The organism is Anoxybacillus sp. CHMUD, assembly GCF_013096965.1.
Lineage (GTDB): Bacteria > Bacillota > Bacilli > Bacillales > Anoxybacillaceae > Anoxybacillus > Anoxybacillus kestanbolensis_A.
On sequence record NZ_SDLG01000001.1, the window covers coordinates 115,345 to 136,430 of the forward strand.

General features: G+C 39.5%; 26 protein-coding genes. 6 read left to right on the plus strand and 20 right to left on the minus strand.

What is annotated here, in order from left to right; translation table 11 throughout:
• Positions 1–428 precede the first annotated feature (428 nt).
• Positions 429–2,072, plus strand: coding sequence for a DEAD/DEAH box helicase (locus ETB99_RS00630; RefSeq protein WP_077428750.1), 1,644 nt, complete (start codon positions 429–431; stop codon positions 2,070–2,072).
• Entirely contained in the window at positions 2,059–2,829 is a 771-nt protein-coding gene (locus ETB99_RS00635; protein ID WP_171699675.1) for a YqhG family protein, read from the plus strand. The genes ETB99_RS00630 and ETB99_RS00635 overlap by 14 nt, the downstream gene beginning before the upstream one ends.
• Positions 2,830–2,843: 14 nt before the next feature.
• On the opposite strand, the gene ETB99_RS00640 is transcribed toward ETB99_RS00635, so the two are convergent.
• The 10 genes from ETB99_RS00640 to ETB99_RS00685 all read right to left on the minus strand — a co-directional run bounded on the left by ETB99_RS00640 (position 2,844) and on the right by ETB99_RS00685 (position 7,983).
• Entirely contained in the window at positions 2,844–3,032 is a 189-nt protein-coding gene (locus tag ETB99_RS00640) for a YqzE family protein (protein WP_004889551.1), read from the minus strand.
• A 26-nt stretch (positions 3,033–3,058) separates the two neighbouring features.
• Entirely contained in the window at positions 3,059–3,565 is a 507-nt protein-coding gene (locus ETB99_RS00645; RefSeq protein WP_077428752.1) for a shikimate kinase, read from the minus strand.
• Between the two features lie 14 nt (positions 3,566–3,579).
• Entirely contained in the window at positions 3,580–3,996 is a 417-nt protein-coding gene (comGG, locus tag ETB99_RS00650; RefSeq protein WP_171699676.1) for a competence type IV pilus minor pilin ComGG, read from the minus strand.
• Positions 3,956–4,390: a competence type IV pilus minor pilin ComGF gene (gene comGF, locus ETB99_RS00655; RefSeq protein ID WP_129000543.1), complete on the minus strand. Its 435-nt coding sequence runs from the start codon at positions 4,388–4,390 to the stop codon at positions 3,956–3,958. Before comGF ends, comGG begins: the two co-directional genes overlap by 41 nt.
• A complete protein-coding gene (gene comGE, locus ETB99_RS00660; RefSeq protein ID WP_077428755.1) occupies positions 4,387–4,695 on the minus strand; it encodes a competence type IV pilus minor pilin ComGE in 309 nt (102 codons plus the stop codon). The genes comGF and comGE overlap by 4 nt, the downstream gene beginning before the upstream one ends.
• Positions 4,679–5,116 (minus strand): competence type IV pilus minor pilin ComGD, encoded by a 438-nt coding sequence (gene comGD / locus ETB99_RS00665; RefSeq protein ID WP_077428756.1) that lies wholly within the window; start codon positions 5,114–5,116, stop codon positions 4,679–4,681. Before comGD ends, comGE begins: the two co-directional genes overlap by 17 nt.
• Positions 5,109–5,405, minus strand: coding sequence for a competence type IV pilus major pilin ComGC (gene comGC / locus ETB99_RS00670; protein WP_006317959.1), 297 nt, complete (start codon positions 5,403–5,405; stop codon positions 5,109–5,111). Before comGC ends, comGD begins: the two co-directional genes overlap by 8 nt.
• Before the next feature lie 12 nt (positions 5,406–5,417).
• Positions 5,418–6,449, minus strand: a complete 1,032-nt coding sequence (comGB, locus tag ETB99_RS00675) for a competence type IV pilus assembly protein ComGB (RefSeq protein ID WP_004889541.1) — start codon at positions 6,447–6,449, stop codon at positions 5,418–5,420.
• Positions 6,433–7,503, minus strand: coding sequence for a competence type IV pilus ATPase ComGA (gene comGA, locus ETB99_RS00680; RefSeq protein WP_077428941.1), 1,071 nt, complete (start codon positions 7,501–7,503; stop codon positions 6,433–6,435). The genes comGB and comGA overlap by 17 nt, the downstream gene beginning before the upstream one ends.
• Positions 7,504–7,611: 108 nt before the next feature.
• Positions 7,612–7,983: a Spx/MgsR family RNA polymerase-binding regulatory protein gene (locus ETB99_RS00685; RefSeq protein ID WP_077428758.1), complete on the minus strand. Its 372-nt coding sequence runs from the start codon at positions 7,981–7,983 to the stop codon at positions 7,612–7,614.
• A gap of 188 nt (positions 7,984–8,171) precedes the next feature.
• Between ETB99_RS00685 and ETB99_RS00690 the strand changes: the two genes are divergently transcribed.
• On the plus strand, positions 8,172–8,870 hold the full coding sequence (locus ETB99_RS00690; protein ID WP_077428759.1) for a helix-turn-helix transcriptional regulator: 699 nt from the start codon (positions 8,172–8,174) through the stop codon (positions 8,868–8,870).
• Between the two features lie 69 nt (positions 8,871–8,939).
• On the plus strand, positions 8,940–9,182 hold the full coding sequence (locus ETB99_RS00695) for a DUF2626 domain-containing protein (protein ID WP_004889537.1): 243 nt from the start codon (positions 8,940–8,942) through the stop codon (positions 9,180–9,182).
• Between the two features lie 29 nt (positions 9,183–9,211).
• Here the strand turns inward: ETB99_RS00695 and ETB99_RS00700 are convergent, their stop codons facing one another.
• Both ETB99_RS00700 and ETB99_RS00705 read right to left on the minus strand, forming a co-directional pair.
• The gene (locus ETB99_RS00700; RefSeq protein ID WP_171699677.1) at positions 9,212–10,315 is read right to left on the minus strand and encodes a class I SAM-dependent methyltransferase; all 1,104 of its coding nucleotides are present in this window, start codon (positions 10,313–10,315) and stop codon (positions 9,212–9,214) included.
• A gap of 114 nt (positions 10,316–10,429) precedes the next feature.
• On the minus strand, positions 10,430–11,062 hold the full coding sequence (locus ETB99_RS00705) for an MBL fold metallo-hydrolase (protein WP_171699678.1): 633 nt from the start codon (positions 11,060–11,062) through the stop codon (positions 10,430–10,432).
• Positions 11,063–11,194: 132 nt separating this feature from the next.
• On the opposite strand from ETB99_RS00705, the gene ETB99_RS00710 reads away from it, so the two are divergent.
• Complete coding sequence (locus tag ETB99_RS00710) at positions 11,195–11,380, plus strand: DUF2759 domain-containing protein (protein WP_091700632.1); 186 nt, start codon at positions 11,195–11,197, stop codon at positions 11,378–11,380.
• 29 nt (positions 11,381–11,409) lie between these two features.
• Here ETB99_RS00710 and ETB99_RS00715 read toward each other — a convergent pair whose 3' ends face one another.
• The 5 genes from ETB99_RS00715 to ETB99_RS00735 form a co-directional block, all read right to left on the minus strand.
• On the minus strand, positions 11,410–12,279 hold the full coding sequence (locus tag ETB99_RS00715; RefSeq protein WP_253263515.1) for a M14 family metallopeptidase: 870 nt from the start codon (positions 12,277–12,279) through the stop codon (positions 11,410–11,412).
• Between the two features lie 84 nt (positions 12,280–12,363).
• The gene (locus ETB99_RS00720) at positions 12,364–14,226 is read right to left on the minus strand and encodes an LTA synthase family protein (protein ID WP_171699680.1); all 1,863 of its coding nucleotides are present in this window, start codon (positions 14,224–14,226) and stop codon (positions 12,364–12,366) included.
• A gap of 266 nt (positions 14,227–14,492) precedes the next feature.
• Positions 14,493–15,458 (minus strand): ROK family glucokinase, encoded by a 966-nt coding sequence (locus ETB99_RS00725; protein WP_171699681.1) that lies wholly within the window; start codon positions 15,456–15,458, stop codon positions 14,493–14,495.
• Positions 15,443–15,676 carry a YqgQ family protein gene (locus ETB99_RS00730; protein WP_006317940.1) on the minus strand — a complete coding sequence of 78 codons (234 nt, stop codon included), beginning with the start codon at positions 15,674–15,676 and terminating at the stop codon, positions 15,443–15,445. Before ETB99_RS00730 ends, ETB99_RS00725 begins: the two co-directional genes overlap by 16 nt.
• A 109-nt stretch (positions 15,677–15,785) precedes the next feature.
• Positions 15,786–17,189, minus strand: a complete 1,404-nt coding sequence (locus ETB99_RS00735) for a spore germination protein (protein ID WP_064221267.1) — start codon at positions 17,187–17,189, stop codon at positions 15,786–15,788.
• Positions 17,190–17,352: 163 nt separating this feature from the next.
• Here ETB99_RS00735 and ETB99_RS00740 point away from each other — a divergent pair, with 163 nt between their 5' ends.
• The gene (locus ETB99_RS00740; protein WP_077428766.1) at positions 17,353–18,213 is read left to right on the plus strand and encodes a hypothetical protein; all 861 of its coding nucleotides are present in this window, start codon (positions 17,353–17,355) and stop codon (positions 18,211–18,213) included.
• Here ETB99_RS00740 and ETB99_RS00745 read toward each other — a convergent pair.
• The 3 genes from ETB99_RS00745 to ETB99_RS00755 form a co-directional block, all read right to left on the minus strand.
• Complete coding sequence (locus ETB99_RS00745; RefSeq protein ID WP_171699682.1) at positions 18,184–19,737, minus strand: rhomboid family protein; 1,554 nt, start codon at positions 19,735–19,737, stop codon at positions 18,184–18,186. The genes ETB99_RS00740 and ETB99_RS00745 overlap by 30 nt on opposite strands.
• A 35-nt stretch (positions 19,738–19,772) precedes the next feature.
• Complete coding sequence (locus ETB99_RS00750; protein WP_171699728.1) at positions 19,773–19,964, minus strand: hypothetical protein; 192 nt, start codon at positions 19,962–19,964, stop codon at positions 19,773–19,775.
• A gap of 70 nt (positions 19,965–20,034) precedes the next feature.
• The gene (locus ETB99_RS00755; RefSeq protein WP_035019479.1) at positions 20,035–20,985 is read right to left on the minus strand and encodes an L-lactate dehydrogenase; all 951 of its coding nucleotides are present in this window, start codon (positions 20,983–20,985) and stop codon (positions 20,035–20,037) included.
• Positions 20,986–21,086: the final 101 nt, after the last annotated feature.

The window sequence follows — 21,086 nt, forward strand, 5'->3', positions numbered from 1 at the left end:
GACGACTACCCAACGACGCAGGTCATGCCTGCATCGTTACCGATTCTCTCGGTGTGTCTGTTGGCAGTACTTGGCTTCCACACACAACAGACGGACATACGCTCGATGTTTTACGGTTACAACGTTTCCTGTAACCAACTCCATACATCGAGTAGCAGTTATTGGAGTGCCTTTATTTAACGGTTTTCTCCACGCCTTTATTATCTCATACACAAAAGAAAGGGGGAACGCGCATTCCTCTCCCACTTACTCTCTTTGGTCGTTGAAGTGGGAGTCTCCTGCGCGAAATAGGATGAAACAATTTTACAAACTTTCCTACGTTTTTTATTATCTTATAACTTCTCATTTGTCGCAATACCTTTTTATAAATAAAATACGTAAGTTTATTTAGTTTTAAACAAAAATGTTCGGAAAATGAGGGATGCTTGATGAACATCACCATGCATTGGGAGAGAAGCTGGAAAGATGAATTTGCCAAACGTATTGAACGTGACGGCCCGTGGTCAAATTGGGAATTATATGAGTTGGCGCTTGAAGCAACGAAATCGTTAGCTATCCCTCAATTTGATGGGCTACAAGCGCCAAATCATTTACCACATGTCACCATTTTACCCCATCAATACGACGTTGCCCGTCAAGTCGTTGAACAAATGAACGGAAAAGCCATCTTAGCTGATGAAGTTGGACTCGGGAAAACGATTGAAGCAGGATTGATTTTAAAAGAGTATATGATTCGTGGACTTGTGCAGAAGGCACTTATTCTCGTTCCAGCCTCTCTCGTGTCACAATGGGTGCAAGAATTGAACGAGAAATTTTTTATTCCTGCTGTTGCCCAAAGGAAAAGTTACGTATGGGAACAATGTGACATTGTTGTTTCATCCATTGATACGGCAAAAAAACAACCACACCGAGACATCATTTATGGACAAACGTACGATATGGTCATTATTGACGAAGCACATAAGTTAAAAAACAATAAAACAAAAAACTATGAATTTGTTCAAGGACTGAAAAAAAAGTTTTGTTTGCTATTGACAGCAACACCGATTCAAAATCGTGTAGAGGAAATTTTTCATCTTGTCTCTCTACTGAAACCAGGACATTTAGGAAATGCCGAACAATTTCAAAAAAAGTATGGAAAATTGCGGACATTACACGATGATGCCCATTTAAAAGAGCTCATTCGCAAAGTAATGATTCGTCATCGTCGCCATGATACAGGTATTGAGTGGACAAAACGGCACGTTGAAACGTTTTTTATTGATTTCTCGGAAGCGGAGCGAAATGTATATGAAACGATTCAACAGTTGAAGACTCATTTTTCAGATACATCGCTGTCACATATGACATTGTTGCGTGAAATATGTAGCAGCAAAGAAGCGCTTTTTTGCACGCTAAAGAACATGCTTGAACAAAAACCGCATCTTGAAACGACAATCGGGGCATTGTTGCAAACAATGAACGACATCACCGACCACGCAAAAGCGAAAAAAGCGTTAGAACTCATTCAAACAATAAACGATAAAGTTATTGTATTTACAGAATACCGCGCCACACAGTTGTACTTGCAATGGTTTTTTAAACAACATGGCATCTCTTCTGTGCCGTTTCGCGGTGGATTTAAACGAAGTAAAAAAGATTGGATGAAAGAGTTGTTTCAACATCGCGCGCAAGTGTTAATCGCGACTGAAGCAGGAGGAGAAGGAATTAACTTACAATTTTGTAATCATGTCATCAACTACGACTTACCATGGAACCCAATGCGTCTTGAACAACGAATCGGGCGCGTCCACCGTCTCGGACAAACGAAAGATGTCCACATTTATAATTTTGTCGTGCGCAATACGGTCGAAGAACATATGTTTACGTTATTGTACGAAAAAATTCAACTATTTGAACGAGTCGTTGGTGAGTTAGATGATATTTTAATGAAATTACAATCTCCTACATTTTCAAATCATTTAGAACGTATAATCGCCCAGTCCAAAAGTGAAGGGGAACTAAAAATTAAAATGCAAAATTTTGTAGAAATTTTTACGAACATGGGGGATAGTGTCCATGCAGCAACATGACATTCAATCTTTTCTCGAACGTTTTTTTACCGCTACCCATTGCCCAATTTTAGAACGTAGTGATGACCACATACGCGTTCAACTTACCGTCGATATGGATAAACAATTAATGAATCGTCCTTTTTATTGGCATTATGTTGAACGCATCGGAGCCATAGGTGAACCACTGCAATTATCGCTTATGACGAGACAATCAGCTACAAAAGAAGGGGAATATATTCATTTCGGTTCACCGCGGCTTCACCAAATTTTTTCAATCGCCAAAATGAACGGTCGATTCGTTCGCCTTTATGAACAAGTATGTGAACGTTCTGTTGCGCTTCATCCGTGGCTTCATACAAACATATTGCTCTCTTATGAGTGTGATCGAAAACAAGATCGTTTATTATCGTTAGGTATTCATCTCATTAGTGGAACGATTATTGAATCATTTTACGACGTGTTAAAAGGAAAACAGTGGGCGGCAACAGTCCCTGATTACTGTTTTACCATTTCTCCACTTATTAAACCGCTGAGCGGACTTGCCCGGCTTGAAGCTTTTGTGGAGCGTCTCATCTCCTCTGAAACACATCATTGGGCGGATGAAGCGCGAGCACGCTGGAAAGAAGAACTAGCATTATTGCAACATTTTTACGAAGGCGTAGAGGAAAAACGAGAAGAATATGAAAAAGAAAAAGAAGCATTGCGACAAAGGTACGAACCGAGAATTCACATATCCATTATCAATGGCGGATTATTTTATTTGCAAGCGAAATAAGGCTGACATAAGCCTTATTTTCGCTTGAATAAAAGGATAACAGCATACGGAATGACGCCGAACCAGCGATATAAAAACGGTTGCTTTTGTTGTTTTTTAAACTCCTTTTTTTGTTGTCTTTGTTTTTTTCGTTCGTCTCTCGGTTGGTCTAAATATTTTACGACTTGTTCGGTCATAAATTTCACATAATCGTTTCCTGCCATCGTTCATCACCTCGATGCTAGTATCGTCAAAAACGAGGTGTTTTAAGCAAGGAGACGATGTTTTCTACGATGTCATCTATTGTGCGATTTGTTGTATCAATGGTCATATGCGCTTCTTGATAAAACGGAAGACGATGTTCAAATAGCTGTTTCATTTGCTTTTGTTTATTTCCCATCAGTAACGGTCGGGTCTCATCATCAGCTAAACGCCGAAACAATTCATGTAGCTCACAATGCAAATAAATGACGATTCCATGCTCGCGCATAAATTGACGATTTTCTTCTTGAATGACAATCCCGCCACCTGTTGTAATAATCACATGTTCCTTTGGAAGCTTCTTTAATGCGTCTCGTTCATACGCTCGAAACGTCTCTTCCCCCTCTTCTGCGAAAATCTTTGTAATCGTTTTTCCGACTTGCTGTTCAATATATGCATCTGTGTCGATCACAGGCAATTGCAATACTTCTCCTAAACGTCTACCAACTGTCGTCTTTCCTGCTCCCATAAATCCTGTTAAATAAATCGCTTTCATGTTCCCTCTCCCTTCTAGTATACTTCTCGCCACACTGATATGTTGTTTGTTGAAGCATTGAATTGAAATTGGACGTCGTAACGAAATTGTGCATTCGTTATGCACGATACAGTTACAGACCATACATCAGACTCAATACGTGTTGCACGATATGTTGCTTGCCCATGAACAAATGAAACCGTTTGGGTTAATGATGACACGTTTTCTGGTGTACTGGCAAGCGTTTGTTTCACATAAATAAGCGCTTGTTTCATTAAGTAATCTGCTTCGTACCATTTCTTTTCTTCTTCAAAAAATTGTATTTCTGTATGATACAATGCAACAGCATGCAAAAAAAGAGCGCTCATGAATAACGCACACATGACGGTAAAGGGAAAAACAACTCCCCGTTCATGTTTCAAGCGAACGAAAAGATGGAATGAACGCTTCATATGCATCCCCCTTGTCTGTCAATACACGAATACGGATGCCTGCTCCCTCTTTTTCATATGATATTTGTTGAATAAACTGAAGCATAATTTCATGACCGGTAGCATTCACACGTCGACGAATGATCGTTCCGTACTTTTCATACGTTACGCGCTCCCCTGTCCATTTATCGAATTGAATCGTCGTTCCGTATATACGAACATCTTTCGATTCCCTTAGTTCCATTTTTGCTTGTTGAATAAAAACAAGCCATTCAAAATAGTGAAAGTTTCCACGTTTGGCTGTATAGTTTGCTGCTAGATGAAATGCGGGTGTCAATAAAGATAAAATGATGAACAAAACGGTAAGAGACATGAGTATTTCGATTAATGTGAATCCTTTCTCTTTTTGAATCATTGTCCTAACGACTCACATCTTTCTTTTGTTCGTTTCAACCTATCTTCCCAGCGCACACATTGCTCATTTGAACGCATAAACAGTGAAAATGTATGTGTACCTCGCACCACGACCGTTTCGTTTCCAATCTGCTCGTTCATCATCACCTCATATAAAATTTGATTGGCGATCGTTTCCGCTTTTTTGTTTTCTCGCTCTATCATAATGATTGTCCAATGAGCGATGATCATAACGATTACCCCGCTCCACACACTAAGCGAAATAAGCAGTTCAAAAAATGTAAAACCGTTACAATTTTTGTACATACAATCGCCCTTTCCCTAATTGAAAAACGATTTTATATTTTTTGCTTCCATACGCAACAAGCAATGTTCCCGCCTTATTGATATTGCCATTTGGATAATAAAACAACGGTGGAGATAGTGTAGCCATTTGAAATTGAAAAGGGGAAGGGAAGGAACGAGCGATTAATTCCTTCCCAAACGTCCCACCTTCTTTCACTTGATAGCGACATGTATCGAAATAAAACATAATCGCTACCGTCTTTTTTCGGCTGATGGCATATTGTTGAGCGTATAACATATCGTTACTAAACTGTTCTAAAAAATATTGTAACTGCCGCTCAGCTAACGTTTGTTGAAGCGGTGGAACGGTAAAAACCATGATCGTTGTGACAATAAAAAGAACGATCAACATTTCTACAAGCGTAAACCCTCGTTCATTCACCTTCTAAAACGTCTCCTTCATTTGTAATAACGATCTCTTTTCCATTTGGGCAACGGTTGCTCTCAATATATTTTCCATCTACTAATTGTTGCACAGTCGGGATTGTACCGTGCTCCATTTCGTATGCTTTCACTTGGGATTGAACCATTTTTATAAAAGCCGAACACCCTTTGTTGTTAATCATGCTGTTATGTTTTGTCACATTTGGGATCGTAATTAAAATTAAAATTGTGATAACCATTAGCACAATTAACATTTCAATTAATGTAAACCCTTTCTCATTTCGCATATACATCCCCCATTATATGTGATTTAACAATTGAAAAACGGGCCATAGCATCGCCATATACATGAGAATAACGAAAATACCAATAAAACTAAGCAACAGTGGTTGAATGATATATATCATTTTCTTCAGACGTTTTTCTAGTTTTTGCAATGAAAACTGACTATAATGCAATAATTCTTGAACTAATTCTCCATTCGACTGACCGTGACGAATGACGAAAGGTAGTTCCTTCTCGTAATATTTCCGCTGTTCGATGATTTCATCTAATTTTTCACCTGCGCATAGCTGTTGTTTCATCAATTTCGCTTCCTCTCTCAGCAATGGAAGGTGAGATTGATGCTCAAAAATTTGGATCGCCTCATAAATCGATAGTCCCCCTTTCAACAAATGGCTTAATTGCAATGAAAATACTTGCGTATGAAAAGAAACGATCCACGAGCGAACAATTGGGATGTTCATAAATAGATTCATTTGTCTATAAATAGGCCATGAACGAACGACAAAAAAGTAAAACAATACGAAGAAAATGAACACGATGAGCGCAATAGAAAAAATGCGAGGAAGCCATACCGCAACAGAAAAAATGAACGTAGAAAAAGCAGAACGAGCATGAAATGAAGAAAGAAGATGAGAAAACTGCGGAGCTAACACTTGTTGAAATATGAAAAACATGGCGATACAAAAACTAAAAAGAAACAATGGGTAGCGTAACATACGCTTCACTTGCTCAACGTAATGTGCCCGCATTTGTCCGATTTCCCCCGCTTCAATAAACCCGTGAGCAAGTTGGCCGTGTTGTTCAGCGAAAAATATATATCCTAAAAGATGAGAATGAAATTGCATGCGTGAAAAAGTTTCATGAATCGGTACACCGGCTCGCAATGCTTGCATGCAATCATCTAAATCTTTTTGTTTTACTACAGGTTGCTGAATTTGTAAAAACTCAATCGCCTGAGCAAGCGAATACCCTTTACTGAGCAATTTTCCAAGTTGGATGAAAAACGAACTTTGCTCTTGTAACGACCAATTACGACGTCGCTTCATCTAACAACCAACTTTCAATGACATGCTCGTGTAAAAAACCGAGCGCAATGCCTTTTTTAATCACATCTTTTAACCGAGTATACACGTATGTCGCTTGCTCCCCTTTCGCTGCCCGCATCGCTTGTGCCAGTTCACTTCCGTATAATAATTCATAAACACCGACTCGACGAACAGGTCGATACTGTCGGCAAAAAGGTGAGCACTCCGCTTCACAAAACGGACATTTCAATTGCACAAGACGTTGGGCTGTCACAGCGACTAACGTTTGCGCCATTTCTTGAAATGGTACACCAAACTCAAGAAGACGATAAATCGCTCCAACCGCATCCTTCGTATGCATCGTCGTTAGCACAAGATGTCCCGTAAGCGCTGCGCGTACAGCTATTCGTGCCGTTTCGGCATCACGAATTTCTCCTACCATAATCACATCTGGATCGTGTCGCAAAATCGCTTTTAACCCTGCAGCATACGTAATGCCAGCTTTTTCGTTTACTTGTACTTGCAACACATCTTCCGCCCGCTTTTCAACCGGATCTTCTAACGTAATGACATTTCGTTGAAAATGATGGCGACATACGTTTAACAAACTGTATAACGTTGTTGTCTTTCCGGATCCTGTTGGTCCTGTGAAAATCATCAGCCCATGGGAATAATTTAATAGCGCAAGCAACTTTTTTGCGGTCGAAGGAAATAGCGCGAGTTGTTTGAGCGGAAGAAATGAGTGTAGCGGAAGCAGACGGATAACTAAGCTTTCATCATAAATCGTAGGCAATGTCGATAAACGAAGATGGACAGTTGTGTGGGCAACGTTCATTTCCATTGCTCCGCTTTGCGGGCGGCGACGTTCACCAATATCCATATCAGCGAGAAACTTGAAATGAGCAAGCAAACGTTCACACGTCTGTTTTGATAACACACTTTTTGTAACGAGCATACCCCCTAATCGAAACTGAACAAGTGCATCTTGCTTACGCGGAACGATATGAATGTCAGAAGCTTGAAGAATATACGCATCCTCAATAAGTCGATCCGCCAATTGCTCGATTGTTTGCAATGCCATCCCCCTTTCTTTATTTTTCACCTTGATTATTCAACATCTTTCGTCAAATTCCTGCTTCATTCGCAAAAAATTCAAAAAAAATATTCACCCATAGGGTGAACGTTATGAGACACAAACACGACGATATTTTTTCGCAATGTTTTTTAATGCTGACGGGTTATAGCCGACAACAAGCCGTTTACCACCTGTGACGATCGGACGACGAAGAAGACGAGGTTCTTTTACAAGCAACTCAACAACTTTTGATAAAGGCCAATCCTCCACGTTTTCGCCAAGTTGTTTAAATGACTGACTACGCGTAGCTAAAATTTCATCGATCCCTTCCGTCGTTAATGATAACAAGTGCAATAGCTCCTCACGTGTCGGTGTTTCACGAAATAAATGGCGCTCATGAAAGGCAATATTGTTTGCACATAACCACTTTTTTGTTTTTCGACACGATGTACAACTCGGATGCATATATACAGTCAGCATAGCAACACACTCCTCTCTCCACTTAGTTATACATATTGTATAACATTTGTTTAATATTTGTATATAAATTTGTTTTAAAACTTTGTGAACGTTACAAAAAGATAGGGAAAAAGACTTATATATGCATTTCCATTGTGGAAATACATGTATTATAATGTAAATGAATGAACATATAGGAGTGAGACATAATGGACCAAGTACTGAAAATTACAAGCGTCCTTGCTGATCCGACTCGTTATGAAATTTATCAGTATATCGCTAGAAAACATCAAGAAGTAACCGTTCAAGAAATTGCTGACGCTTTTCATATTCACCCAAACGTCGCGCGTCTTCATTTAACAAAGCTAGAAGATGTAAATATGCTTGTATCGGAAACAAAAAAAACAGGAAAAGGTGGCAGACCGAGTCGATTATACCGTCTATCTGACGATGTGATTCAGCTCCATTTTCCGTTTCGTGACTACCAGCTGTTATCAAAAATTGCAATCCATGCGATGATGAAACTTGGAGAAGCAGGAAAACAAGCGTTGTATGAAACAGGAAAGTTATTTGGTCAAGAACTTGTACAACAACACGTCCAATCGATGCAAGCACTTGAACAGTTAAGTGTGGAAGAAAAAATGGACATTTTACAAAAAGCAGCGGAAGCCGCTGGATTTTATCCGACATTCCATTACAGTGAAAATCAAGGGAAAATTTACTTTGAAATTTTCAACTGCCCGTTTAAAGAACTCGCATTTGCACATCCAGATTCTGTATGTTATATGCATAACGCCTTTTTAAAAGGAATGTTAGAAGTATTATTTACAAACGCTGAACTTGTGACTGAAGAAATTATGCCATCAGGCTGTAATTCGTGTACGTATCAAGCCATTCTAAAAAAATAGAACGTTTACACAACCATTTCGAGTACATTATAATAAGTAAGGGAAACGGTCAGAAAAGGAGGGATACATATGGATCGTATGTTCCGCGTCTTGTCATTTTGGACAGGAATTTTTGCTGTCATGTTCTATCTTGGCCATATGCATACAACATCATTATTGTTCCTCGGCCAAACAGGATTCTTTCTTTTGTTAAGCTACTTAAAATTAACAGAAAGAATGTACATTTACATTTTCGGTGCGTACTTAACGGTCTTTTTTGCCGGATTTACGTACTGGACAACCTTTATGATGGTTCCTGGTATGGGCGAATAAAAAAGCGATGAGTATACCTCATCGCTTTTTTATGTAAAAATAGGAATATTCATGTTTTTTTGTTGCACCATCACATGAAACGCCCTGCCGATATCGCTCATGACTAGCGAGCGAATAGCACGATTATGACGCTGTTGCTCAGAAAACGGATTTGGATCATGGTGGGCAATCAAATGATTTAAAATGCCTGCCTGCAATAAAAATTCATCTTGGCGCCATAAATGAGTATATGTCCACCCTGCTTGTTCTCCATAAAATCGTAACGCGTCCCATTGAATGTGTGTGGTGAGATCCATCTCACCTGGATAACGAAGCGCATTGTCGATGAGCTGATGACGATAATAACCGCGCAAGCTCCCACGTTTTCGCGCTGGGTGTTTCCATTCCTCATCCGTATATCCATAATCTACTGTAAAAATAATTGCTTTATCGATTACTTGATCGAGCTGAAAAATAAACTTTTTCATCGCTAACGGAATTTCAAATCGCTGTCCGTCAACGAGCTGAATATTCCGTTCAACGATATATTGAGCAATTTGCTCATTTTCAAGCGGAACACATTTCTCAACAAGCTGATCGTTTTCTACTTCAATAAAGCACTCGTATATGTGACCTTCTCGTTTCTCAATGACATGAACAGGAAACGCATCAAATAGCTCATTGCTAAATACAATACCAGAAAAAGAATCAGAAAGCTCAGCAAAACTGGAGATGATACGAACGTAATCAATAAACGGGGCGAGCGTTTCCGCTTGTTTTTCCCGATGGTATGGACTTGCTTCGATCATTATATATTGTCCTTGTGAAAACGTTTTAGGTGATTGACGTTTCCATTGTTCTAAAACAGCGTAAGCAAATCGTCCTGTCCCCCCACCGATTTCACAGATGAGCGGTGGAACATGATACGTTTCTATCAAGCGAACAAACACATCTGCAAATACACGTCCAATGATATGCCCAACGTTACTCGTCGTAATAAAATCCCCTTCGCGCCCAATTTTTTCTTTTCTTCTCATATAATATCCATACTGTTCATCATACAATGTTAATTCCATATATTGTGCATACGATAAACGTTTATTTCTCATTTTTTCTAACATTTTTTCATTCGCACCCTTTTTCACTATTGACATAGTGTTAAATTTGTTATATTGTTAATGTAGTAGCTTAACTATATCCCCTCCCATTATAGGAAATAAAACATCCCCCAAACCCCCTTCTCTGTATAGAGAAGGGAATTTTTTTGTCTAAAATCCATTTAAAAAAGGGTTTGTATCCATTTCCGCTCCAATCGTTGTTTCTGGTCCATGTCCACATAGCACAATCGTTTCTTCAGGAAGAACAAGCAACTTACGATGTATACTTTGTAACAATTGTTCGTAACTCCCTTCAGGCAAATCTGTCCGACCAATACTCCCTGAAAACAACACATCACCTGATACGATTGCTTGAGCATCTTCGATATAGTATGACACACTACCCGGCGAATGCCCTGGTGTTTCGAACACTTGAAGTGAGAAATCGCCAATTGTCAACGTTTGTTCTCCTTCAAGCAATACGTCCGCTTCGTTTACTGTAATTGCTTCTCCCATAAACAATAAGGAGCCGTTTTTCATCGGATCTGTTAACCAATGTTGCTCTTGCTTATGTACATATACAGGAATAGACCATCGCTTTCTTATGTCATCTACCGCTCCAATATGATCAAAATGAGCATGTGTAAGCAACACCGCAAGCGGCGTCCAGCCGTTCGTTTCAATATAATGAATGAGTTTTTCCCCCTCGTCACCTGGATCAAAAACTAAGCATGTTTGATCTTCATGAACGAGCACATACGCATTCGTTTGTAACGGCCCTAATGGGATTCGGTTCCATTTCATTTTATTTCCTCACCTTTCTCCTATATTCTATTCTCATTGTACACGAACAATATACGTTTTGCACCTCGACAAACGTAACAAAAACGATTACAATGGAAAAGGAATAATCGGTGTACATAAGGAGGGGAAGTTATGCCGACAGGAGTTATTTTAGTCGTGATTTTCACATTAGTGACATTGCTTGCTGCTTACGGCACGATCCGTTCATTACGTGAGAAAAATTTCCTTGGTGTGCTGTTCGGAATCGGAACGGTTGCTGTATTTGGTTGGTTTACAATTATGACTGTCATTCATAACGGATATCCAGTTGCCAGTTAAAAAGACGCCAACATCTATTTGGCGTCTTTTTATGTTCGGGCAAGAGCAGTCACAAAAATGCCAATGCTATCATTGTAAATCGATTGGAACTGGGAAAATGGGAGCGGATTCACCCCCTCACCAAGCTCAATTGTATAACCGCGTCGTTTCCAATTGAAAATAAACCAATCACGATACCCGGCATGACTGTCAATATAACGAACAGGTGTATAACCGCTCCATTTCGCAAATTCATTTACTTCCTCTTCCGCTTCGAGTGGTTCGCATTGTTCATATCCCCAATAAATTTCTTTTCCTTGTGTATGAAATGCGAGCACTTTAAAAAAGTCGCGCTTTATCGTCAATTCAGCCATTGCTTGTGCTTCTGGTTCTGTGAGTGGAAGAGAGCCTGGAAAATCGCGTGGAGCTGGTGCTTTTGGAATTTTTCTTTCCTTTTCTACTTCCCACTTTGCAGGAAATTGATTATTTAAATCAATCCCGCGAATATTAGCTTTCCATTGCGAAAAATCATCGTTTCCTTCGTTTATGTGCAACACTTCATCTTCGTAATGTTGTGCAGCCTTTTTTCCATGTAATACGAGATCAACTCCGTCTGGATTAACCATTGGGACGACTGATAATGTCGTCTTTTTATACAATTGTTGTACATCGTATCCGAAAAGGTGATTTTTATTCTTTAACGCTTGCACATAATCGTTTACAAATGCCATAACAACTGCTGAGGTAATCCATTCGTTCGCATGAAACGAGGCATTCATATGCACATATGTTTCACCTTCTCCAATTTGTAACTCAACAATCGGTTTTTTTAACACACTTTGCCCAATTTCTTGCGTGCGGACGAACGAATGACACCGCAATTGATCGAGATCATGCATTAAAGTTGAAAAATCGTACATCGCTCTCCCCCCTTGTTTCATCGTATGAACAGTACATTTGTACATATGTATGTAAAAAAGCTAGCTCTGTCACAAGAGCTAGCTTTATCGTTTGTTTTCTTGTTGTTTATTGTAGAAACGCAATAAGTCACCATATACAATTTTGTCGGAGTAATCAAGCTCCTGACGTGCTTTTTCCATATACGGTTCACAATGAGACGCGTCGACTTCTACCCCTGTTTTCTTATCGTAGCATGCGTTTTTCGTATATACATAATCTTTTGTCACGAAGCTACCATCACGAAGAACAACGAAGTCCAGCTTATCTTTTGAGAATAAATCTTCACCAAAATGAATTTGGTTGCGTGTATCAATTCCGAGCAAATGAAGCAATGTCGGTTTCACATCAATTTGCCCTGATACTTTTGAAATGACTTTTGGATGCTTATCTGTTACGCCTGGAATATGGATGATCAACGGAACGCGTTGCAATTGAACGTGATCAAATGGCGTAATTTCATCCTTACCTAAATATTGAGCCATCGCTTTGTTATGATTTTCAGAAATACCGTAATGGTCTCCGTAAAGGATGATAATAGAATTTTCATACAATCCTTCTTTTTTCAGTCGCTCAATAAATACTTTGAGCGCCTCATCCATATATCGAACCGTTGGGAAATAGCGGTTTAACGTCCGGCTATTCGACGTGTACTCTGGAACCATCTTATCTTCTTCCCCTAGTTCAAATGGGAAGTGGTTCGTTAATGTAATAAACTTTGTATAAAATGGCTGCGGCAACGTTTTTAAATGTTGCACAGATTGTTCGAAAAATGGAATATCTTTCAATCCCCAACCAACTGAATTTTCTTCTGTGATGTCATAGTCAGTCATTGAGAAAAAGCGATCGTATTTCATAGACTGATACATAACATCACGGTTCCAAAAGCTTTTATTGTTAGCATGGAAAACGGCCGAGTAATAGCCATAGTTTTTCAATATTTCTGGCGTTGCGTTATACTCGTTTGTCGCATGTGTGAAAAAGACCGCACCACGACCGAGCGGATATAATGAGTTTTCAATTAAAAACTCAGCATCAGATGTTTTTCCTTGTCCTGTTTGATGATAAAACTGATCAAAGTAATAGCTTTGTTTAATAAAGTCATTCAAAAACGGCGTAATTTCTTGTCCGTTCACCGTATTGTTAATAACGAAGCTTTGTAATGACTCCATCGACACAATGATCACATTACGGCCTTTGGCAATACCAAATAACTCTTTATTCGGCGCTTTTTCATTCGCATTAACGTAGTTTTGAATATCCGCCAATTCGCTACTATCCGCTAATGCACGTTGCGCTTTTGAGCGCGACTGTAAAATAATATCATATACATGGTAATTGTATATACCTAAGTTTTTAATTAACATTTCACGGTCAAACGTGCGCGTTAACAGCTCTGGACGTTCCGTTTCCGCTAATCCTAAGTTAAATAAAGCAATGGCTACTGTTGCAAGGAAATAGGTGCGGCGAAAGCGTTTTGTCGCTGGTACGTATTGCGCAATAGACACTTTTTTATACGCCATCCAAGCCAGCAATGCGACATCAAGGAAAAAGAAAATATCCGAAACATTCATCAATTCAAACACACTATTTCCTAAATCACCCATGTTATTCGTTTGGAACAGCACAGGAATTGTAATGAAATCGCTAAAAAAGCGATAAAACATGACGTTCGCATACAAAACAAATGAAATAATGAAACTTGTAATGACAATATAGCGATTGCGTCGCTTCTCACTCATAAATAAAGCAAGCCCAAAAATAAATAACAGGAAGCTTAACGGGCTAATGAACAAAATAAACTCCTGCTTCCATGACTCAATTTTTATATCAAAACTATTTTTATAGACTAAATACGTCTTTAACCATAAAAGCAATACCGTTAACAAAACGAAACGGTAGTTTTTCATATGCTCTCCCTCCTTTAATCCATCCACATCTGTCTATTCTATGTTGTATGAGGTACATCCGTTTTTTTACATTTTTTTATCTTAACCAAAAACAATATTAATACTTTCTTAACAAAAAAGCAACTGTTATCTTAAACTATAAACGGTATAATAGACAAGTCGCACGTCCACATATGACTGTTTTACACCTTTTCTTCTGAAAATGCAAGACGTTTTTTTCCGACAAATTTTCGACAAAAAAAAACAGACGAGCGCTTCGTCTGTTTTTATAACATATTTGTTTTGACTAGCCATGCGCCACCGATCACACCCGCATCGTTTCCAAGGGTAGCGATAACAATGTCAGCAGCTTCAGCGACGCGCGGGAACGCAAAACGTTTAAAATGACGAGCAACCGCTTGCGCTAACATACTCCCTGCTTTCGATACACCGCCACCGATGACAATTTTCTCTGGATTTAAACCGTTGGCTAAATGAGCAAGCGCTAAACCAAGATGAAACGTCACTTCATCAACAATTTGTAGCGCTAACGTATCATTCTCTTTCGCGGCATCAAATACATCTTTCGCCGTAACGGCTCCTGTTTGTTTCCATACGTCGCGCAACCGGCTTGGCTCATCGGTTTGTTGCAAGCGCTCTGTCGCGATACGTGCAATACCTGTTGCTGAAGCAATCGTCTCTAAACATCCTGTTTTGCCACAATTACAAGGAGCCCCTCCTTCTGGAATGGATGTGATATGACCAATTTCACCACCAGCGCCGTTTGTTCCGTGCACGATTTGGCCGTTTACGATCACACCGCCACCAACACCTGTGCCAAGCGTGACGAGAATTAAATTTTTCGCGCCATCGCCCGCCCCTTTCCACATTTCTCCGATGGCGGCAATGTTCGCATCGTTATCAACAACGACAGGAAGACCTGTTTCCATTTCCAACCGATCTTTCAAAGGGAAGTTTTTCCATCCCAAATTTACTGCTTCATAAATATCTCCTGTCGCCATATTAACAGGTCCTGGTGCACCGATGCCAATGCCGATCAACCGTTCTTTTGATTCATCTAATTCACGTAACTTTTCATCAATCGCTTTTGCAATGTGTGTTGTAATATGTTTCCCTTGTTCGGATTTATCCGTTGGAATCTCCCATTTACAAATGATTTCCCCATACATGTTCACAAATGCTAATTTGACTGTCGTTCCGCCTAAATCTACGCCAACTAACCATTGTTCCATTGTTCTTTCATCCCTTTTTCTCTTTTTTCTCGTTCGATTTGTGCTTCATGACGCAAAATAAGAAGCGCCATTTGATAATCTTTTACGTCAATGAGCTGCGCTTGAAATAATTCTTTCAGTTCGTCTTCCATCAATTCCAAATCAGCGAGACGGTCACCGACGTAAATAATCGTTCCATACTTTTTTAGCAATTGTTGTACATCATATACAGATTTCATTTTCTTCACCTATCGTGTATAAGCGTTTTCAATCTTCATATTCTAAATGTATAAAGAAAACAAAAGGGCGTCAAGAACTGAACAATGACTTTGCGACATTTTTCACATTTTATCGATCCGGATCTTTCGGATGCAAGACAGTCGGTCGTCGATTTTTTAACGGAATTGGGGAACGGATGAGCACATCGCGCATTCCGCGATATGAAAACGGAATAAACGGCCATAAATATGGGACGCCAAACGATTGCATGCGAGCAAGCATAACTAACCATGCAGTAATACCAACAACGTAGCCAATGACACCAAATAATGCTGTAACAACGAGCAAAGCGAGGCGAACGAGCCGATTGGCTAGTCCTAGCTCATAACTCGGTGTCGCAAACGTCCCGATCGTCGCCATCGCAAAATATAAAATGACTTCGTTAGAAAATAAGCCAACCTCAACCGCAATTCCACCAATCATCAATGCTGCAACAAGCCCAAGTGCTGTCGCTAAGGCAGATGGGGTGTGAATAGCTGCCATTCGCAACATATCTAATCCAAATTCGATCAGTAAAATTTGTCCAAACAACGGAATATTCCCTTCCGTTGATTTTGCGACAAACGATAATGCATGTGGCACGAGCTCTGGTGTTTTCATCCACATATACCAAAGCGGTAATAAAAAAATCGATAGCCATACCGCAAGAAACCGAACAAAGCGCAAATATGCACCAACAATTGGTTTATTTCTATATTCTTCTGCATGCTGCAGATGATGCCAAAATGTTGCAGGTGTAATTAACACGCTCGGAGACCCATCGACAAAAATGAGAACATGTCCTTCATATAAATGAGCTGCAGCCGTATCTGGCCTTTCTGTATAACGAACGACAGGATATGGGTTGAAGTGCCTGCCTGAAATAAATTCTTCTACCGTTTTTTCCCCCATTGGCAAGCCGTCTGTATCAATTTTGGCTAATGACTGTTTCACTTCTTCCACAATGTGTGAATTCGCAATATCTTCAATATAACAAACACAGACATCCGTTTTTGAACGGCGACCAATTTGCATATATTCCATTCGTAATGAACGATCTCGCACGCGCCGTCTTGTGAGCGCTGTGTTAAATACAATCGTTTCCACATATCCATCGCGTGCACCTCGAACAACACGCTCCATATCTGGCTCTTGAGGCCCGCGCACAGGATATGTGCGTGCATCAATTAAAATCGCTTTTGCCATTCCATCAACGAACAAAGCGGTCGGCCCTGCCAACACACCATCAATTACCCGTTCGAAATCATCTGTTTGATCCAACTCTACATACGGAAGATGCGTTTTTAATAATTTATCTAACGGTTGTTCATCTAATGTGCCATTTGGTAGCTCAGATAATAATTTCATTAAATAATGAAGAATGTCATCTTTCACAAATCCGTCAATCATAAATAACGCCATGTCTTTTCCAGCATAATGCACGTCTAAGTAAATGACGTCAAAACTTTTCCCTACTCCAAGCTTTTCCTTCATATATGAAACGTTTTCTGAAAGACGTGAAGATACTCGTTCCACTCCAATCACCTACCTTACATTCATTACCATTCATCTTTGACACATGTAAATGTATTCATACATATTTCCTGTCATATGCACATACATTTTTTATAAATGTAAGCTTGACCGGAGGAATAAGATGAAACGTTTATTATCGATATGCATATTTCTTTTGTCATTTGTCATCATCATACAAGCGTTTGAACGGCCAGCGCATGAAGCGATTATGTTTTTCCCGATCGATCCGACCGTTCACTTTACAACTGCCGAAACAAAATTATCACTACAGCCCAAAAAGAAGGAGACACGCTATGTCGTCGATTGGATCGTCACTTCATCGCTTGATCGAACTGCTTATCTTCGGCAAGATGTTTCGTTGTTATTTGCTAACGGAAGGCTTGTTGCTACACAAACAAAATGGAAGGAAAATGGAAAAAGTCTCATTCAGCAAAAACAGATCGAACAAAAAGGAAGTCGATTGTTTCAAGCCATTTCGTATCACCAAGGAGAATTGCATAGCGACAATGATATTCGGAGCAGTCAAAAAATGAGTGGGGATGTATTATACGTCGTCGACTCATCCTTCGCACCACTTCAATCGTTTCGTAAACCAACGACAGCCGAACAAAAAACATGGGCAAACACATTAAATAAACAAACGCAAACGATCGTAAATAAAACCGCTAATCAAATGGGGAATATATTGCCAGCAGACGATTATTACCATTTGTATTTACCGGAGCTCGTTCAATATAATGAGCAACCATTTATGGACTTAACAACAAATGAAACGGAAACGATGATCGGAAACTTATGGGAAGGGTTGTACAAAAATTATTTTTTAGGCATAAAAAAACAGAACGGTTCGATTGAATCTCCAATCGGTAGCACCGTTCCGCTTATTTTAATCAAAAAGGATTACAGTAAACTGTTTGTCGTAACAGAAACAGCAGACGGAGAACTCGTCATATTAAAGCAACTGCTCGAGTTCAAGCAATAATCGTTGATATTGCTCATTATTTGGTTCAAGCTGCAACGCACGCTCTGCAGCTTGTTTTGCTTTTTCATAGTTTTTTTCTTCCGCATATAATAACGCTAAATAATGATACGCTTCATGAAAACGGTTGTTTTTTTCGATGGCATCATATAAATATTGTTTTGCATCATCGTAATCTTTTTGTTGTATGTGAATATAGGCACGCAAAAAATCTGCCTTATATGCTTCAGCATCTTGTTCATGAATGAGTGTTAACATTTGCTCTGCTTGGCCGTATTCTCGTTCATCAATATATTGCTTGGACAACGCAAGAATAAGTTGTGCTTGATCTGCTGGCGGTCGTTGAAAACCAATATATAAGCAAATGAGCGTAACGACCGCTGTGAACAAAGCAGCAAACCATTGTCCAAAGCGAACACGTTCCTTTGGGAAATGAACGATATTTGCCGCTAAAAACCCACCAATTAAACCGCCAATATGACCTGCATTATCAATATTAGGAACGACGAGACCGAACGCTAAATTGATGCCGATGACAGTGATGACGTTCATTCCAATTGTTCGAAAAAATATGTGCGGTTTTGCTTTTCCGAAGTATAACAAAGCCCCAAAACATCCGAAAATGGCACCAGACGCCCCGGCAGATACGGATGATGAAAATAAAAAACTAGCAAGCGAACCTGCAAAACCAGCGAAAAGATAAATAAATAAAAAACGAAACGAGCCGTACAATTTTTCAACAAGTGGGCCTAAATAATATAGCGCAAACGTATTCATGAACAAGTGTAAAAAGCCGATATGCAAAACAATAGGGGTGAAAAAGCGCCACCATTCTCCTTGCAAAATAAGCGGATTAAACTTTGCGCCGTATTGAATGAGCGTCAACGTATTTGTACTTCCACCGTTCCATTCTAAAATAAAAAACATCACTATTTGTAAAGCAATAAACACATATGTAAATCTCGCTTTTCCACGTTCAAATATGCGCCGTTCATTTTCATACATGCGCTCTGCAAATGATAACACGTGTTGTTTAAACGTTTGTAATTCTTGTTGCAACATTGGAGAATCATCAGGTACGTACACTTTTAATGATTGATGGAACTGCGTGCTTAGCTTATGCAAGACGTCATACATATTGTAAAGATGCATCACATATGTTTGCATATGCACTCGCCCAGTCGTGAATGGTCGCTGAACATACAGTTCCCAATCGTCAAGAGGGGGATACATCATGACATAAACGTTGATGACTTGCAGTTGGCGGCGAAATTGTCGCTTGCGCCATTCATCAACAGCGACTAGCGCGCGATTCATATCATTTTTTAATGACACACCCCAATCCATATCAGTGCGAACAAGGCGTACAAGCGGCGCTTTTCGTTCCCTCGTAGATTGCAACCAAACCTCCCGCTCATCAGGTGACAAATAAACGATTTCATAGTTCATCTGTAACAATTGAAACATCATTTGCCAATATACAAAATCAAAGCGAATGCCCAACCTTCCCTCTCCCTTCGCTATCATACCCTTCTTTTATCACACTCTCTTACAAAGCGCAACTATTTGTACTTTTGTAAAAATAATGTAGGAACAATGCGCTGGCGAATAAACGGAACGGACATTCCCCATTGTACCACTCGTTTTTGAACCGCTTCTCGTTTCAATATTTCGTTCAATAACCGATAACGAAACTGATAAAGAACGAGCCCTGCCATAACGGCAACGATCAACGTTTTTCCATTCAATATCATCACCCTCCTCATATTTACCGTTCCCTTTTCGTGTTGAAATTATAAAAAGGTTGCCTCATCATGAGACAACCTATTGCAATCCAACGCGTTTCATTACATCTTTTAATACAGTTGCAGAATGAGTAAATTTTTCTTTTTCCTCCTCGTTCAATTGTAGTTCAACAACTTCACGAATACCGTTGCGATTTACGATCGCTGGTACGCCAATGTACATATCATTTTGACCATATTGGCCTTCTAAGTAAGCTGAAACAGTAAGAACGCTGTTTTCATTTTGTAAAATCGCTTTTGTTAAACGAACAAGTCCCATGGCAATACCGTAATATGTTGCACCTTTTCGCTCAATAATTTGATACGCTGCATCGCGTACATTCACAAAAATGTTATCTAAATCTTCTTGTTTATATTGTGGCTTTTCTTTCATCATATCGGCAATTGGGCGGCAACCGATGAATGCATGGCTCCAAACAGGCAACTCCGTATCACCATGTTCCCCAATAATATAAGCATGTACGTTGCGCGTATCCACATCGAAATATTCACCTAACAAATAGCGGAAGCGAGCTGTGTCTAAAATCGTTCCTGAACCGATCACGCGCTCTTTTGGCAATCCTGAAAACTTCCATGTAGCGTATGTTAAAATGTCAACCGGATTTGTGGCGACGAGAAAAATACCGTTAAATCCGCTTGCCATCACTTGATCGATAATATTTTTGAAAATTTTCGTGTTTTTCTCAACCAAATCTAATCGTGTTTCTCCTGGTTTTTGATTGGCTCCCGCAGTTAACACAACGAGATCAGCATCTTTGCAATCTTCGTAATTGCCAAACCAAATTTTCGTTGGGGATGGCGCAAACGGCATGCCGTGATTTAAGTCCATCGCATCCCCTTCCGATTTTTCTTTATTAATATCAATCAAAACGAGCTCTTCTGTCACTCCTTGGTTTAAAAGCGCAAACGCATAACTTGAACCGACAAAACCTGTTCCAACTAAAACAACACGATTCACTTTATTTGACATATTTCTTCCACCTTTCGTTTATATCATTTTACAATCTGTGCGTTGTTTATCTGTTTCACACTTACATTGTACACTGTTTCACAAAGTTTATAAGGCATGAA

Coding starts and splice junctions, on each gene's coding strand:
- ETB99_RS00630 (WP_077428750.1), top strand. CDS start 429: ATGAACATCACCATGCATTGGGAGAGAAGCTGGAAAGATGAATTTGCC.
- ETB99_RS00635 (WP_171699675.1), top strand. CDS start 2,059: ATGCAGCAACATGACATTCAATCTTTTCTCGAACGTTTTTTTACCGCT.
- ETB99_RS00640 (WP_004889551.1), bottom strand. CDS start 3,032: ATGGCAGGAAACGATTATGTGAAATTTATGACCGAACAAGTCGTAAAA.
- ETB99_RS00645 (WP_077428752.1), bottom strand. CDS start 3,565: ATGAAAGCGATTTATTTAACAGGATTTATGGGAGCAGGAAAGACGACA.
- comGG (WP_171699676.1), bottom strand. CDS start 3,996: ATGAAGCGTTCATTCCATCTTTTCGTTCGCTTGAAACATGAACGGGGA.
- comGF (WP_129000543.1), bottom strand. CDS start 4,390: ATGATTCAAAAAGAGAAAGGATTCACATTAATCGAAATACTCATGTCT.
- comGE (WP_077428755.1), bottom strand. CDS start 4,695: ATGTACAAAAATTGTAACGGTTTTACATTTTTTGAACTGCTTATTTCG.
- comGC (WP_006317959.1), bottom strand. CDS start 5,405: ATGCGAAATGAGAAAGGGTTTACATTAATTGAAATGTTAATTGTGCTA.
- comGB (WP_004889541.1), bottom strand. CDS start 6,449: ATGAAGCGACGTCGTAATTGGTCGTTACAAGAGCAAAGTTCGTTTTTC.
- ETB99_RS00685 (WP_077428758.1), bottom strand. CDS start 7,983: ATGCTGACTGTATATATGCATCCGAGTTGTACATCGTGTCGAAAAACA.
- ETB99_RS00690 (WP_077428759.1), top strand. CDS start 8,172: ATGGACCAAGTACTGAAAATTACAAGCGTCCTTGCTGATCCGACTCGT.
- ETB99_RS00695 (WP_004889537.1), top strand. CDS start 8,940: ATGGATCGTATGTTCCGCGTCTTGTCATTTTGGACAGGAATTTTTGCT.
- ETB99_RS00700 (WP_171699677.1), bottom strand. CDS start 10,315: ATGTCAATAGTGAAAAAGGGTGCGAATGAAAAAATGTTAGAAAAAATG.
- ETB99_RS00705 (WP_171699678.1), bottom strand. CDS start 11,062: ATGAAATGGAACCGAATCCCATTAGGGCCGTTACAAACGAATGCGTAT.
- ETB99_RS00710 (WP_091700632.1), top strand. CDS start 11,195: ATGCCGACAGGAGTTATTTTAGTCGTGATTTTCACATTAGTGACATTG.
- ETB99_RS00715 (WP_253263515.1), bottom strand. CDS start 12,279: ATGTACGATTTTTCAACTTTAATGCATGATCTCGATCAATTGCGGTGT.
- ETB99_RS00720 (WP_171699680.1), bottom strand. CDS start 14,226: ATGAAAAACTACCGTTTCGTTTTGTTAACGGTATTGCTTTTATGGTTA.
- ETB99_RS00725 (WP_171699681.1), bottom strand. CDS start 15,458: ATGGAACAATGGTTAGTTGGCGTAGATTTAGGCGGAACGACAGTCAAA.
- ETB99_RS00730 (WP_006317940.1), bottom strand. CDS start 15,676: ATGAAATCTGTATATGATGTACAACAATTGCTAAAAAAGTATGGAACG.
- ETB99_RS00735 (WP_064221267.1), bottom strand. CDS start 17,189: ATGAAGGAAAAGCTTGGAGTAGGGAAAAGTTTTGACGTCATTTACTTA.
- ETB99_RS00740 (WP_077428766.1), top strand. CDS start 17,353: ATGAAACGTTTATTATCGATATGCATATTTCTTTTGTCATTTGTCATC.
- ETB99_RS00745 (WP_171699682.1), bottom strand. CDS start 19,737: ATGATAGCGAAGGGAGAGGGAAGGTTGGGCATTCGCTTTGATTTTGTA.
- ETB99_RS00750 (WP_171699728.1), bottom strand. CDS start 19,964: ATGATATTGAATGGAAAAACGTTGATCGTTGCCGTTATGGCAGGGCTC.
- ETB99_RS00755 (WP_035019479.1), bottom strand. CDS start 20,985: ATGTCAAATAAAGTGAATCGTGTTGTTTTAGTTGGAACAGGTTTTGTC.